This is a genomic window from Burkholderia sp. ABCPW 111 (assembly GCF_000773065.1).
Lineage (GTDB): Bacteria > Pseudomonadota > Gammaproteobacteria > Burkholderiales > Burkholderiaceae > Burkholderia > Burkholderia savannae.
Genome location: NZ_JPWT01000096.1, coordinates 1 through 13,580 on the forward strand (window position 1 = coordinate 1; position 13,580 = coordinate 13,580).

Below are 13,580 nucleotides of genomic sequence, written 5' to 3' on the forward strand. Positions count from 1 at the left end.
GGCGGCCACGGCAACGGTGGCAGCAATGCCGGTGGTAACGGCAACGGCGGCAGCAACGGCAACGGCGGCACCGGCGGCACCGGCAACGGTGGCGGTCATGGCAACGGTGGCAGCAACGGCAATGGCAACGGCAGTGGTGGCGCCGGCAATGGTGGTGCCAACGGCGTTGGCAACGGCAATGGCAGCAGCAACGGCGGCCATGGCAACGGCGGCAGCAGTGCCGGCGGCAGCGGCAACGGCGGCAGCAGCGGCGGCCATGGCAATGGCGGCGGCGGCAACGGCGGCCACGGGAACGGCCACTGACCTGCGGCGGCGCTCAGGTCAAAGCGCCGCGAGCGCGCGTGCCGTGCAGCGGACGAAGGTGCGCGCCGAGCCGCGCGCCATTCGTCATCGCACGATACGGTATCGAGCGCGGCGCGGTTCTCGCGCGCGCTCGATCACTGCCGCCGTCGTGGCCGCGAACGCGCCAGGCTGGACGGGCACCATATGAGCGCGCGGCGCACCCACGCAATCTCGTCCAGCAACGAACGCTTCGGCAGGCGCGGCGCGCGTGGTCGATCGGACGATACGGCATCGATAACATCCGACGCACCACGAGCCGCGGCGACAGGTCGATTTCCGATCCGCGCGCGCGCAATGTTGTAGAGAATCTGTTGGGTCGCGCCTGCCGCACCCCATGCGTCGTCGACGAGTTCTCGATGTCTGCCGCGTCGAAACAGCTCATGCCCCGGCGGCGAACATGGCGCTGTGCGGCCCATGAGACGAAAACCCGTCCAACAACGGACGAGCTTTCCGTTACCCGCCCGCGGGCGGGCGATCCGATCGGTCAGGCGCGCCGCGCGGCCCACGCACTGCGCGAGCCGCCGCCCGCCCGCATCGATCGCGTCTGCGCGACGTGCGCTGCGCGGCTACAGCATTTCGAGCGGCCGCTTGCCGCGCGGCGGCTTGAAGTGCGCGTCGAGCCGCGCGAGCTCCTCTTCGTCGAGCGCGAGGTCGAGCGCCGCGCGATTGTCGCGCACATGCTCGACGCTGCCTGCCTTCGGAATCGCCAGAACGTTCGGTTGCCTAAGCACCCACGCGAGCGCGACGCGCATCGGCGATACGCCACGCCCGCGCGCGATGTCGTCGAGCGCGGTGCGCTTCGGAAGGCGCATGTGATCGATCGGGCTGTACGCCATCGCCGGCATCTCGCGGCGCGCGAGCCACGGCAGCAGATCGAACTCGGGGCCTCGGCGCGCGAGGTTGTAGAGGATCTGATTCGTCGCGCAGACGCCGCCGCCCGCCTCGGCGGCGAGCGCTTCCATGTCGTCGACGTCGAAATTGCTGACGCCCCAGTGGCGGATCTTGCCCGCGTCGCGCAACGCCTCGAAGCCCGCGATCGTCTCGGCGAGCGGAATCGCGCCGCGCCAGTGCAGCAGATACAGATCGACGCGATCCGTGCGCAGGCGCTTCAGGCTCGCGTCGCACGCGGCGACAACGCCCGCGCGGCTCGCGTGATGCGGCAGGACCTTGCTCACGATGAACAGCGCATCGCGCGCGCCGGCGAGTGCTTCGCCGACGAGCGTCTCGGTCGCGCCGTCGCCGTACATTTCCGCGGTGTCGATGAGCGTCATCCCGAGCTCGACGCCTTCGCGCAGCGCGGCGATTTCGGCCGCGCGCGTCGCGGGCCGCTCGCCCATTTCCCAGGTGCCCTGCCCGAGCTTCGGTATGCGTTCTCCTCCGGGCAACGCGACGGTGTCGAGCATGCTGGCCATATCGTTCCTCGTCACAGGTTCGGATGCGGTGCGCGTCGCGCGCGGCCCGCGAGTGATTCGTCAGTGTAGCGACTCGCGCGGCCTCGGACGGCGTTCGGCGCAAAAACCGGGTATAACCGCGGCACGCGATGTCTTAGAATGGCCGCACTGTTTTCTACGTCCACTCCATGAAGCCATCGACGGAAGACCGCTGGTCCGACCTGCGCCCCGACCCCGACAACGACACGCCGCTCTACCTGCAACTCGCCCGCAAGCTGGGCGACGCGATTCACGACAACCGCTGGGCCGCGGGCGAAGCGCTGCCGTCGGAGCGATTGCTCGCGGAGTCGCTCGGCGTGTCGCGGATCACCGCGCGCAAGGCGATCGCGCTCCTCGTCGAGCAAGGGCTGATCCGGCGCACGCAAGGCGCGGGCAACTTCATCCAGCCGCGCTACGAAGATCCGCTGTCGCGGCTGTCGAGCTTCAGCGAGATGCTCAAGCGCCGCGGCTTCACGCCGAGCTCGACGTGGCTTTCGCGCGAGATCCAGCCCGCGAACCGCGACGAGGTGATCCAGCTCGGGCTGTCGCCCGCCGCGTCGGTCACGCGCCTGAAGCGCCTGCGGCTCGCGGACGGCATCGTGATGGCGGTCGAGAACTCGACGTTTCCCGCAACGATCGTCCCCGACCCGCAGGCGATCGGCGATTCGCTGTACAGCTATCTCGAACAGCGCGGCACGCCGATCGTGCGCGCGCTGCAGCACTTTCGCGCGGTCAACGCGACCGACGAGATCGCGCGGCAGATGGGCATCGCGCCGCACGACGCGCTCCTTCTCATCACGCGGATCGGCTTCACGCACGATCAGCGCGCAATCGAGCTCACCGACACTTACTGTCGAAACGATTATTACGATTTCGTCGTCGAGCTGCGCAAGTAGGCCGCGCGCCGCAAGCACGCGTCACGGCAGCCAGCGCGGCGCGTCGCTGCCGGGCGGCACGGGCCCGCGCGAAAAGCGCGGCGGCGTCGCCGACAGCGTCTCCGCGTGCCGCACCCCGCGCACCGCGCCGAACGGCGACGCGAGCGCGTCGTCGAGGCAGTCCTGAACGTCGTCGAGCGTCGTGTCGCGCATGCGCTCGCCGCCCTCGACGATGCCGAACGATTGCAGCCATCGCCCCGTCTGCGCGAGCGACACGCGCACATGCCAGCTGCCGCCCTCGCGCGCGCGACGCGCGAGCGCCGTCATCGCGCCGAACGCGGCGAGATAGCCGGTCGCGTGATCGAGCGCCTGACACGGCAATGGCCTCGGCACGCGCCCGCCCGCCGCTTGCCGCTCGACCCACGCGATGCCGCTCGCCGACTGCACGAGACTGTCGAAGCCGCGACGCGACGCCCACGGGCCGCCGTAGCCGTATGCGCACACCGATACGCAGACGATGCCCGGATGCCGCCTCGCGAGATCGCGCGCGCCGAAGCCGCGCGCATCGAGCGCGCCGGGCCGGTACGACTGCACGAACACGTCCGCTTGCGACGCGAGCGCATCGAGCGTCGCGCAGCCCGCCGCGTCGCGCAGATCCACGAACGCCGCGCGCTTGCCGCGACCGTTGTCGATCGCGAACGCGGGAATGTTCGGCAGATGCGGGCCGGTGACAACGAGCGTCTGCGCGCCGTGCGCGGCGAGCGTGCGCCCCGCGACCGGCCCCGCGATGATTCGCGTCAGATCGAGCGCGCGCACGCCGGAAAGCGGCTGCCCGGCCGCGCCCGCGCCGATCGGCCGCGGCGGCGCGTCGCCCGTGCGTTCGATCTCGAAGAGCGGCTCACACGCGAGCGCCCGCGCCTGCTCGTGCGCGCGCCATTCTTCGGGAGACCGTATCAGCGCCGCGCACCACCCTGCGTCGGCGAGCGCGGCATCGAGCGCGTCGCCGTCCCAACCGCGAATCGCGGCCGCGACCTGCGCGCGTTCGCCGCCGCAGCCGAGCACGTCGAGCACGCCTTGCAGGTGATGCGGGAAATTCGCGTGCAGTTGAATCCAGCGCGCGTCGCGCGTCTCGTAGAAACCGGTGACGGGATGCCTCGGCTCGGGCGGCGCGCGGCCGTCGACGCGCAGATACCGTTCGCTGCGAAACGCCGCGAGCGCATGCCGCACCGACACGCGAACCCGCTGTGCGCGCCCCGTTCGCAAGCGATCGCATTCGGCGGCGGCAAGCCCCGCCGCCGCGATCGACGCCGCCGCGAGCGCGCCGATTCGATGCGCCGACGGCAGGCACGGATCGTCGCCGTCGAGATCCACGCGTTCGAGCGCGGCCGGATCGCCGTCCGCGAGATGCCACAGATGCGTCAATGCGCGCCGGGGATTCATCGCAGCGGCCTCGTCGTGGTGTGCATGCAAACGAGTCTAGAATTGCGTGCACGCGCATTCAATCCCGAATGCGCGCATCCATGCGCGGCGCGCGGCCGCCACGCGAGCGTCGGCGCGCACCGCGCCCGAACGTGCGCTCTTCGACACGAAGAACTGCCGACATGCCCCGCTTGAGCGCGATCGAAGCCGCGCGACTGCTCGGCGTCAGCGTGACGACCCTCTACGCATATATGTGAGCCGCGGCCTGCTGCGCTCGCGCGCCGACGGCGCGAGCAAGCGCCGCTATTACGGCGCGAACGAGGTTCGCCTGCTCGCGCGCCGCCGCGCGGACGCTAAGCGCGCGGGCAACGTCGCCGAGCGCACGCTCGACTGGGGCGTGCCCGTTCTCGAATCGCGGATCACGCAGATCGCGGACGGCGCGCTCAACTATCGCGGCCGCGATGCGATCGCGCTCGCGACGACGGCGACGCTCGAGGAGGCCGCCGCGCTGCTGTGGGACTGCCCGCTCGCGCGCGTGCAGGCGGCGCCCTTCGCCGCGCCGTCGTTCGACGCGGCGCGCTGGCACGGCGCGATCGATCCATGGCGCGATCGCCCGCCGCTCGCGCGCGCGCTCGCGCTGCTGCCCTTCGCCGCGCCCGCGGCCGTCTTCGTGCAAGGCCACGGGCGCGGCGATCTCGCGCACCGCCCCCGTTACTGCACGCATCGCCGGCTTTCCCTACAATGTCGGCTGCCCGCCCCGAACGCGCCCGCCGCGCCTCGCTTTCATGTTCCAAGCCCCGCCCGCCGTCTCCCCGAGCGAAAAATCGCTGACCGTGATGCTGTGGCTCGTCGCCACCGGCTTCTTCATGCAGACCCTCGACGCGACGATCGTCAACACCGCGCTGCCGTCGATGGCGGCGAGCCTCGGCGAATCGCCGCTGCGGATGCAGTCGGTCGTGATCGCGTACTCGCTGACGATGGCCGTGATGATCCCGGTATCCGGCTGGCTTGCCGATACGCTCGGCACGCGCCGCGTGTTCTTCAGCGCGATCCTGATCTTCACGCTCGGCTCGCTCCTGTGCGCGAACGCGCGCACGCTGCCGCTCCTCGTCGCGTTCCGCGTGATCCAGGGCATCGGCGGCGCGATGCTGCTGCCCGTCGGACGGCTCGCCGTGCTGCGCACGTTTCCCGCCGAGCGCTATTTGCCCGCACTGTCGTTCGTCGCGATTCCGGGCCTGATCGGCCCGCTGATCGGGCCGACGCTCGGCGGCTGGCTCGTGAAGATCGCATCGTGGCACTGGATCTTCCTCATCAACGTGCCGGTCGGCATCGCGGGCTGCATCGCGACGTTCTACTCGATGCCCGACGCGCGCAATCCGGCCGCGGGCCGCTTCGACCTGAAAGGCTATCTGCTGCTGACGATCGGGATGATCGCGATCTCGATGTCGCTCGACGGCCTCGCCGACCTCGGCATGCAGCACGCGATGGTGCTCGTGCTGCTGATCCTGAGCCTCGCGTGCTTCGTCGCGTATGGCCTCTACGCGGTGCGCGCGCCGCAGCCGATCTTCTCGCTCGAGCTCTTCAAGATCCACACGTTCAGCGTCGGCCTGCTCGGCAACCTGTTCGCGCGCATCGGCAGCGGCGCGATGCCGTATCTGATTCCGCTGCTGCTGCAGGTGAGCCTCGGCTACGGCGCGTTCGAAGCGGGCCTGATGATGCTGCCCGTCGCGGCCGCGGGGATGTTCTCGAAGCGGATCATCACGGTGCTCATCACGCGGCACGGCTATCGCAAAGTGCTGCTCGCGAACACGATCATGGTCGGGCTGATGATGGCGAGCTTCGCGCTGATGAGCGACGCGATGCCGGCCTGGCTCAAGATCGCGCAGCTCGCCCTGTTCGGCGGCTTCAACTCGATGCAGTTCACCGCGATGAACACGCTCACGCTGAAGGATCTCGGCACGGGCGGCGCGAGCAGCGGCAACAGCCTGTTCTCGCTCGTGCAGATGCTGTCGATGAGTCTCGGCGTGACGGTCGCGGGCGCGCTCCTCGCGACATTCACCGGCATGATGCGAAGCGTCACGCCGACGCACTCGCTGCCCGCGTTTCACGCAACGTTCATCTGCGTCGGCATCATCACCGCCGCGTCCGCGTGGATCTTCGCGCAACTGTCCCCCGACGTGCGCGGCGCCGCTCGGCGCAAGACCGACCCGTCCGAGCGCGCGTGACGCGAACGCGGCCGCCGCCGCGACCGACGAACGTGCAACCGGCATGGCGGAGGCGGCGCACGGCGCACGAGCGGCGGGGAGCGCGGCGCGCGGGCGTTTGCGCGCGCGACGGCCGCGAAAGGTGCGCGGCCGCTTCGGCGCGCCGCGAACGCGTTCGCGTCCGAGCGTCCGAACCTCTGAGCGAACAAGCCGTTACGCATCCGAGCGTCCGATTGTCGCAGCGCAACCCGCCGCGACGCGCGTCGCCGCCCGTCCACCGGCCCATCGCGACGCCGCCGCGAATCGCCCCAGGGGCCGCGCGCCCGGCTTTCGCGCCATCGCGAAGCGCCGCGCACCACACGGGTGCACGCCCCCCGCTCGGCGCGCGATGCTGCGGCACGCCGGAGCGCCTTTTTGCGCACAGTTCTTGCTCGCCTATTCTGTAGGTAAACTGACGGTTCTCAAGCAGCCGAATCATGAGCATGATCGACATCGATCCCCCCAGCTTCCAGTCGCCGCGCCCGATCGCGGGCGACGACGGCAACCGGCGCACCGTGCTGTACGGCGACTACACCGTATTCAGCGTGTTCCAGCCGGTGTTCTCGGTGTCGCATCGCCGCGCGATCGGCTACCACGCGTCGCTGCGCGCGCACGACGCGCACGGCGACCAGGTGCCGTCGCACGAGGTGTTCACGCAGGCCGCGCGCCGCGGCGATCTGCTCGAACTCGGCCGCCTCGCCGAATCGCTGCATCTCGGCAATTTCCACACGTTCGACAGCCACGACGAATGGCTCTTCCTGAGCCTGCATCCGGCCGCGCTGATGGACACCGTCTACGGCGACGCGCTCCTCGCGAACCTGAAGGCGCTCGGCCTGCCTGCGCAGCGCGTCGTGCTCGAAGTGCCCGAGCAGGCGGGCGGCGAGACGCCGCGCTTCGCGGCGATCGTCGACGGGCTGCGCAAGGCGGGCTTTCTGATCGCGCTCGGCGGCTTCGGCGCGAAGCATTCGAACATCGACCGCGTCTGGCACCTGCATCCGGACATCGTCACGCTCGATCGCGGCATCCTCGCGCAGGCGAGCGAGCATTCGCACCTCGAGCGCGTGCTGCCCGGCCTCGTGTCGCTGCTGCACGAATCGGGGCAGCTCGTGCTGATGGGCGGGATCACGACCGAGCGCGAGGCGCTCATCGCGCTCGAATGCGACGTCGATTTCGTGCAAGGGCAGTACTTCGCCGGGCCGAGCGTCGAGCCGGTGCAGCCGCAGGTCGCGGCGTCGATCATGGATACGCTGTCGGCCGCGCTGCGGCTGCGCGTCGCCGAGCGTTCGCGCGCGCAGGACGCGCGCCTCGCGCCGTACGTCGCCGCGCTGCTGCAGGCGAGCGCGCTGTTGCGCGAAGGCCGCGACCTGACCGAAGCGTCGAAGGAACTGCTCGAACTGCCGGAGGCCGCGCGCTGCTTCCTGCTCGACGCGTCGGGCCGGCAGATCGGCGACAACGTGCTGCCGCACGTGCACGCGTCGCAACGCGCAAAGCGCTTCAGCCCGCTGCTGCATTCGGAAGGCGCGAGCTGGGAACGGCGGCCGTACTTCATCGAGGCGATGCGCGTGCCGGGGCGCGTGCACTTCACGCCGCCCTATCTGTCGATCAACGAAGCGCACCTGTGCGTGACGGCGTCGATCGCGACGCCCGCCGCGCAAGGCATGCAGGTGCTGTGCGTCGACGTCAACTGGGAAGCGGCCGCGCACCGCGACTAGACCGGGACGGGCGCTCGCCCGCCGCCGCTTCGCTCCTGGCCGCGCGTCGCTGCGCCGTTCGCGCGCACGACGCGACGTTCAGCCGGCCGCGCGAGCGCGCTTTCTGACGACGAGCCGGCGCACGCACTTGCCGGACGACTCGCTCACCTTTTCCTGTTCGAACAGCACGTCGCATGCGTCGCCGAGCGCCGCGTGCACGCGCGCGGGCTCGACGACCGCGTAGAGGCGACCGCGCCCGTCGCGCTGCGCGCCGTCCGACGCCACGCGCCAGCTCAGATACAGCGTGCCGCCCGGCGCGAGCAGCTCGACGAGCCGCGCGAGCGCGGCGTCGACGTCCTGGCTCGGCAGATGCATGATCACCGTCTCGCATAGCACGTTGCGGAACGCGCCGGACGGCACGCCCGCGAGCGCGGGCAGCAGCGCCTGCTCGAAGCGCAGCGCCGGGTGGCCGCGCCGCGCTTCGGCGACGAGCGACGCGCTGCCGTCGTAGCCGCATGCATCGAAGCCGCGGCTCGCGAGCCACGCGACGTCGCGGCCCGCGCCGCAGCCGATGTCGACGGTCGACCCGGGTTCGAAGTAGCGCTCGAGGAGCGCGTACATGTCGTCGGGCGCGGGTTGTTCGGCCCATTCGCGTGCGTAGTCGGCCGCGTGGCGGTCGTACGCGTCGAGCGTCGTGCGGTCCATCGTCGTCTCCTCGGCGGGCGGCTGCGCATCGGCTCGCGGGGCGCGGGCGCGCGCTCGCGTCATGGTAATCGCCGCGGGCGCTTCGCGCATGCGGACGTCGCGCAGGCGAGAGGCGCGGCGACGATGGCGTCGATGCGGCGACTACGAGATTCGGCACGCGGGCGCGGCTCGCCGCGCGTTGCGGCGGTTGGTGTCGATTGCGTTGGTGCGGATGTGGACTTCGACTTCGAAAGTGGCGTTGGCGTTGATGTTGGTGGCGTCGGCCGCCCCGGCCGATGCACTCGGTCGCGTACATGAACGGCAAGAGATCCGCCCGGGACGGCCGTGATGCGATAGCCGCCGACGAGCCAGAAGCCGTCGACCATTGAGCACCGGCTGTTGCCTCCACTCTGTCGGCTGCCGGCTGCCGGCTGTCGCCTGTCGCCTGTCGCCTGTCGCCTGTCGCCTGTCGCCTGTCGCCTGTCGCCTGTCGCCTGTCGCCTGTCGCCTGTCGCCTGTCGCCTGTCGGCCAGCATGATAAATCGACTGCGCCGGCGATCAACATCCAATCTTCGACGATGCCCTATCGGCCGTCGCCGAACCGGCGATCGAACGAATCACGGGCGGCCGGTCATCGCCGCATCGAACCGCGCGGCGCGACGCAATCGAAGCGCCGCGTTCCGACAACCGCGCGGCACCACGCGCGAGCGTCCTCGCACCGCCCCGTCCTGCGCCGCAGCCGCAGCCGCAGCCGTGCTACCCCGCCCGCGCCGCCGCGCGCAAGTCGGCATAGAGCGCATCACCGCCCCACGCCGGCCGCGCCTGCGCCCGCTCAGCCTCGTGCACGAGCGCGCATAGGCGCGCGTTGACGGGCGCCGCGCGCCCGAGCCGCTGCGCAAGATGCACGATCTCGCCGTTGATCCAGTCGACCTCGGTCGCCCGCCCCGCGGCCAGGTCGTCCGACATCGACGAGCGCGCGAGCGGATCGATCTCGAGCATCTGCCGGCCAAGCCGCGCGAACCACGCGTCCGGTACGCTCAGGAATCGCGGCACCCACGCGGCGGGCAGCGGCGTGAGCCGCGCCGGGCGGATTCCCGCCGCCGACAGCAGCCGCAGCGCCTCCGTCTGCGCGAGCGCGAGGCAGCGCCGATAGCCGCGCGCGGCAAGCTCTTCCTTCAGCGGCCGGTTCGCGAGCGCGTTGATCGCGTTGTTGAGATTGAGCAGCAGCTTCGCCCACTGGACGGCGCGCATGTCCGCGCGCGGCACGAGCGGCAGCCCCGCGCGCTCGAACGCGCCGGCGAAACGTTGCAGCGCGGGCGCGGCCTCGACTTGCAGCTCGCCCGCCGAACCTTGATGAAAACCGCCCGCGCCGCGCGCGATCACGTTGAACGGCACCATGCCGGCGAGCACGGTCGCGCCCGGCAGCGCGGCGCGCAGCGCGTCCGCGTTGCGCACGCCGTTCTGGAAGCTGACGACGATCGCGCCAGGCCGCACGACGCGCGCGAGCGCGGCGGCGACGGCAGGGGTCGCCGCCGATTTCACCGTCACGAGCACGAGCTCGGCGGCCGCGGCAACGTTGGTGTTGGCGCTGGCGCTGGCGTTGGTGCTGGTGCTGGTGTTGGTGTTGGTGTTGGTGTTGGTGTTGGTGTTGGCGTTGGCGTTGGCGTTGGCGTTGGCGTTGGCGTTGGCGTTGGCGTTGGCGTTGGCGTTGGCGTTGGTGCTGGAGTTGGCGCTGGTGCTAAGGTCTGCGTTGGCGTTCGCATCCGCGTCGGCATCGACGGTCGAGAACGCGATCGCGGAAGGCGGCACGCGCGCGTCACGGCCGCGATAATCGGACAGCGCAAGACCGTGCGCGCGCAATTCGGCACCGATCCGCTCGCGGCCGATCAGCGCGACGTCCGCGCCGCCCGCGAGCAGCCGACCGCCGATGTAGCAGCCGACCGCGCCCGCGCCGTAGATGCAGATCGTCGCCATCGACGCGAATCAGACGCGCGCATTGCGCGCGCCGGCGCGCACTGTCCCGACGCGCCGCTCGATCTCGTCGCGCACTTCGCCGCGCAGCCCGACGAAAAACGCGACTTCCGCGACGACGAACAGCGGCCCGACGATGAGCCCGACCAGATCGTCGACGAACGCGGGCTTGCGCCCCTCGAAGTAATGGCCGACGAACTGGATCACCCAACCGACGAAAAAGAGCCCGAGACCCGCGCCGAGCCAGAGCGCGGTCGTCTGCGCGGCGAGCGCGCGGCCGGCCCAGAGGCTCAGCGCGAGCAGCACGGCCATCGCGGCGCCGAAGCGCAGGTCGAGCCGCAGATAGAAGATCGCCGCCGCGAGCGCGACGAGCGCCGCGGGCGTGAGCGCAAGCGCGCCCCACGCGGCGAACGCCGGCCGCGACAGCAGCACGGTCACCGCGACGACGATCATCGGAATGCCGACGAGATGCGTCGCGATGTTGCGCGCGTCGCGATGATAGGCCGCGTACTGCGCGAGTTGATCGACCAAGGTTCTCATCGTGTCTCCTCCTGACGCCTGATGTTCGATGCCGGTTGCGAGTGAGCGCTATCATGCCCGTCACGCGACGATTTCTCTGTCAGCTACCCGACACCCCCACGGCCGATGCATCCGCTCCTCGAACCCTACCGCTCCCAGCTCGACGCGCATCCGTGGTTCGGCGCGCTGCCCGCCGAGCTGCGCGATGCGCTCGCCGCGGCCGCGACGCCGCGCCGGCTCGCGGCAGGCCAGGTCCTGTTCCGCCGCGGCGACGCGCCGTGCGGGCTCTACGCGGTGCTGGGCGGCGCGCTGTCGGTGGGCGCCGTCGACGCGAGCGGCAGGGAGGCGCTTCTCACCGTCGCCGGGCCGACGACGTGGTTCGGCGAAATCGCGCTCTTCGACGAACTGCCGCGCACGCACGACGCGATCGCGCTCGAGGACGCGCTGCTCCTGCACATCCCGCAAGCTGCGCTGCAGCAATTGCTCGACGACACGCCGCGCTACTGGCGACATTTTGCGCTTCTGATGGCGCAGAAGCTGCGCATGTCGTTCCTGAACGTCGAGGCGCTCACGCTGCTGCCCGCCGCGCAGCGGCTCGCGGCGCGGCTGCTGATGATCGCCGAAGGCTACGGCGGGATCAGCGCGCGGCATCGGCGCATCAGGCTGTCGCAGGAGCGGCTCGGCGCGATGCTGTCGCTGTCGCGGCAAACCGCGAACCAGCTGCTCAAGGATCTCGCGGCGCGCGGCGTCGTGAAGCTGCACGTCGGCGAAATCGAGATCATCGACCTGGACGCGCTATGGGCGGCGAGCGGCGCGGCGGATCGCGCGGAAGGCGGCGCGCGCGGCGTGGGCGACGCGGGGAACGCCGGCGATGGCGCGCGCGGCGGCGCGCGGCGGCCAGGCGATGCACGGGCGTCCGGCGACGCGGACGTCACGGATAACGCGGACGCCGCGAAAGACGCGAAAGACGCAAGCAACACGAACGACGCGGAAAACGCGAACGACACCGACGACGCGAGCCGCGCGCGCGCCTCGCGCGGCCAGCCGTAGCCGCAAACAGCGGCGGCAGGATCGGAATCCGCGCACCCGTGCGGCGCTCCCTGCGCGTCCGCTATCATCGCGTATCGCCCTCCGTCCGCACGCCCGACCGCCACCGTATGCACGCATCCCGCTCCGCCCCCGGCCGCGCCTGGCCCGTCTTCGTCGCGTTCCTGCGCCTCGGCCTCACGTCGTTCGGCGGTCCGATCGCCCACCTCGGCTATTTCCGCGACGAATTCGTCGTGCGGCGGCGCTGGCTCGGCGAGCGCAGCTACGCAGACCTCGTCGGCCTCTGCCAATTCCTGCCCGGCCCCGCGAGCAGCCAGGTCGGCATCGCGATCGGCCTGTCGCGCGCGGGCTACGCCGGCGCGTTCGCCGCGTGGGCCGGCTTCACGCTGCCGTCCGCGCTCGCGATGATCGCGTTCGCCTACGGCATGGCCGGCGCGACCGGCCATGCGCTCGCGCCGGGCGCGCTGCACGGGCTGAAGATCGTGTCGGCGGCCGTCGTCGCGCAGGCGGTCTGGGGCATGGCGCGCAATCTGTGCCCCGACGCGCGGCGCGTGACGATCATGACGATCGCGACGGGCGCGGCGCTCGTCGCGCCGTCGACGTGGACGCAGCTCGCCGTCATCGCGACCGCGGGCTGCGCGGGGCTGCTGCACGTCGATCCCGCGCGCGACGGCGCGCACGATCCGCTGCCGATCGCGCTGCGCCGCCGCACGGGCGCATGCTTGCTCGCGCTGTTCGGCGCGCTCCTGATCGGCCTGCCGCTCGCCGCGCGCGCGTCGGGCAGCCACGCGCTCGCGATCGTCGATGCGTTCTATCGCGCGGGTGCACTCGTGTTCGGCGGCGGGCACGTCGTGCTGCCGCTGCTGCAGGCGTCGGTCGTCGCGCCCGGCTGGGTCGGCGGCCAGACGTTTCTCGCGGGCTACGGCGCCGCGCAGGCCGTGCCCGGCCCGCTCTTCACGTTCGCCGCGTTTCTCGGCGCGTCGATGAAGGATGCGCCGTCGGGCTGGCTCGGCGGCGCGCTCGCACTCGTCGCGATCTTCGCGCCGTCGTTCCTGCTCGTGGCGGGCGCGATTCCGTTCTGGGAGCGCTGGCGCAAGAACGCGCGGATGCAGGCGGCGCTCGCGGGCGTCAACGCGGCCGTCGTCGGGCTGCTGCTCGCCGCGCTCTATCAGCCGGTGTGGACGGGCGCGATCCTCGCGCCGCGCGACTTCGTCGCCGCGCTCGTCGCGTTCGTCGCGCTCACGTTCTGGCGCGTGCCGCCTTGGATCGTGGTGATCGGCGCTTGCATCGCGGGGTGGGCCGTCTTTTCCGCGTGATCGGATTGCATCGACCACCCGATCGGCCGATTGCGGCACGCAA

At 71.2% G+C, this 13,580-nt stretch carries 10 protein-coding genes and 2 pseudogenes; 7 read left to right on the plus strand and 5 right to left on the minus strand.

The window, feature by feature from the left end; translation table 11 throughout:
• Window positions 1-303 (plus strand): hypothetical protein (locus X946_RS32030; protein ID WP_200886443.1); only part of this gene is annotated, 303 nt, incomplete at its 5' end.
• 605 nt (window positions 304-908) lie between these two features.
• Here the strand turns inward: X946_RS32030 and X946_RS22070 are convergent.
• Window positions 909-1,754, minus strand: coding sequence for an aldo/keto reductase (locus X946_RS22070; RefSeq protein ID WP_038752052.1), 846 nt, complete (start codon window positions 1,752-1,754; stop codon window positions 909-911).
• 167 nt (window positions 1,755-1,921) lie between these two features.
• Between X946_RS22070 and X946_RS22075 the strand changes: the two genes are divergently transcribed.
• Complete coding sequence (locus X946_RS22075) at window positions 1,922-2,668, plus strand: GntR family transcriptional regulator (protein WP_038752055.1); 747 nt, start codon at window positions 1,922-1,924, stop codon at window positions 2,666-2,668.
• A 21-nt stretch (window positions 2,669-2,689) separates the two neighbouring features.
• Here X946_RS22075 and X946_RS22080 read toward each other — a convergent pair whose 3' ends face one another.
• Entirely contained in the window at window positions 2,690-4,087 is a 1,398-nt protein-coding gene (locus X946_RS22080; protein ID WP_038752056.1) for a CoA transferase, read from the minus strand.
• 161 nt (window positions 4,088-4,248) lie between these two features.
• Here X946_RS22080 and X946_RS22085 point away from each other — a divergent pair.
• The 3 genes and pseudogenes from X946_RS22085 to X946_RS22095 all read left to right on the plus strand — a co-directional run.
• A pseudogene (locus tag X946_RS22085) lies at window positions 4,249-4,731 on the plus strand (MerR family DNA-binding transcriptional regulator); the annotation flags it as partial.
• Window positions 4,732-4,851: 120 nt separating this feature from the next.
• The gene (gene mdtD / locus X946_RS22090) at window positions 4,852-6,291 is read left to right on the plus strand and encodes a multidrug transporter subunit MdtD (protein ID WP_038752059.1); all 1,440 of its coding nucleotides are present in this window, start codon (window positions 4,852-4,854) and stop codon (window positions 6,289-6,291) included.
• Window positions 6,292-6,746: 455 nt separating this feature from the next.
• Window positions 6,747-8,021, plus strand: a complete 1,275-nt coding sequence (locus X946_RS22095; protein ID WP_038752062.1) for an EAL domain-containing protein — start codon at window positions 6,747-6,749, stop codon at window positions 8,019-8,021.
• Between the two features lie 78 nt (window positions 8,022-8,099).
• Here the strand turns inward: X946_RS22095 and X946_RS22100 are convergent, their stop codons facing one another.
• The 3 genes from X946_RS22100 to X946_RS22110 form a co-directional block, all read right to left on the minus strand.
• Window positions 8,100-8,705 carry a class I SAM-dependent methyltransferase gene (locus X946_RS22100; protein WP_038752145.1) on the minus strand — a complete coding sequence of 202 codons (606 nt, stop codon included), beginning with the start codon at window positions 8,703-8,705 and terminating at the stop codon, window positions 8,100-8,102.
• A gap of 735 nt (window positions 8,706-9,440) precedes the next feature.
• Complete coding sequence (locus tag X946_RS22105; protein WP_038752064.1) at window positions 9,441-10,658, minus strand: 2-dehydropantoate 2-reductase; 1,218 nt, start codon at window positions 10,656-10,658, stop codon at window positions 9,441-9,443.
• A gap of 9 nt (window positions 10,659-10,667) precedes the next feature.
• Window positions 10,668-11,195, minus strand: coding sequence for an Mpo1 family 2-hydroxy fatty acid dioxygenase (locus tag X946_RS22110; RefSeq protein ID WP_038752067.1), 528 nt, complete (start codon window positions 11,193-11,195; stop codon window positions 10,668-10,670).
• A 105-nt stretch (window positions 11,196-11,300) separates the two neighbouring features.
• Here X946_RS22110 and X946_RS22115 point away from each other — a divergent pair.
• Both X946_RS22115 and chrA read left to right on the plus strand, forming a co-directional pair.
• A pseudogene (locus X946_RS22115) lies at window positions 11,301-12,047 on the plus strand (Crp/Fnr family transcriptional regulator); the annotation flags it as partial.
• Between the two features lie 284 nt (window positions 12,048-12,331).
• A complete protein-coding gene (gene chrA, locus X946_RS22120) occupies window positions 12,332-13,537 on the plus strand; it encodes a chromate efflux transporter (RefSeq protein ID WP_038752070.1) in 1,206 nt (401 codons plus the stop codon).
• Window positions 13,538-13,580: the final 43 nt, after the last annotated feature.

Bases quoted from the DNA above. Each gene is read 5' to 3' on its own strand.
- X946_RS22095 (WP_038752062.1), top strand. From the start codon at position 6,747: ATGAGCATGATCGACATCGATCCCCCCAGCTTCCAGTCGCCGCGCCCG.
- X946_RS22080 (WP_038752056.1), bottom strand. From the start codon at position 4,087: ATGAATCCCCGGCGCGCATTGACGCATCTGTGGCATCTCGCGGACGGC.
- mdtD (WP_038752059.1), top strand. From the start codon at position 4,852: ATGTTCCAAGCCCCGCCCGCCGTCTCCCCGAGCGAAAAATCGCTGACC.
- X946_RS22105 (WP_038752064.1), bottom strand. From the start codon at position 10,658: ATGGCGACGATCTGCATCTACGGCGCGGGCGCGGTCGGCTGCTACATC.
- X946_RS22070 (WP_038752052.1), bottom strand. From the start codon at position 1,754: ATGGCCAGCATGCTCGACACCGTCGCGTTGCCCGGAGGAGAACGCATA.
- X946_RS22075 (WP_038752055.1), top strand. From the start codon at position 1,922: ATGAAGCCATCGACGGAAGACCGCTGGTCCGACCTGCGCCCCGACCCC.
- X946_RS22110 (WP_038752067.1), bottom strand. From the start codon at position 11,195: ATGAGAACCTTGGTCGATCAACTCGCGCAGTACGCGGCCTATCATCGC.
- chrA (WP_038752070.1), top strand. From the start codon at position 12,332: ATGCACGCATCCCGCTCCGCCCCCGGCCGCGCCTGGCCCGTCTTCGTC.
- X946_RS22100 (WP_038752145.1), bottom strand. From the start codon at position 8,705: ATGGACCGCACGACGCTCGACGCGTACGACCGCCACGCGGCCGACTAC.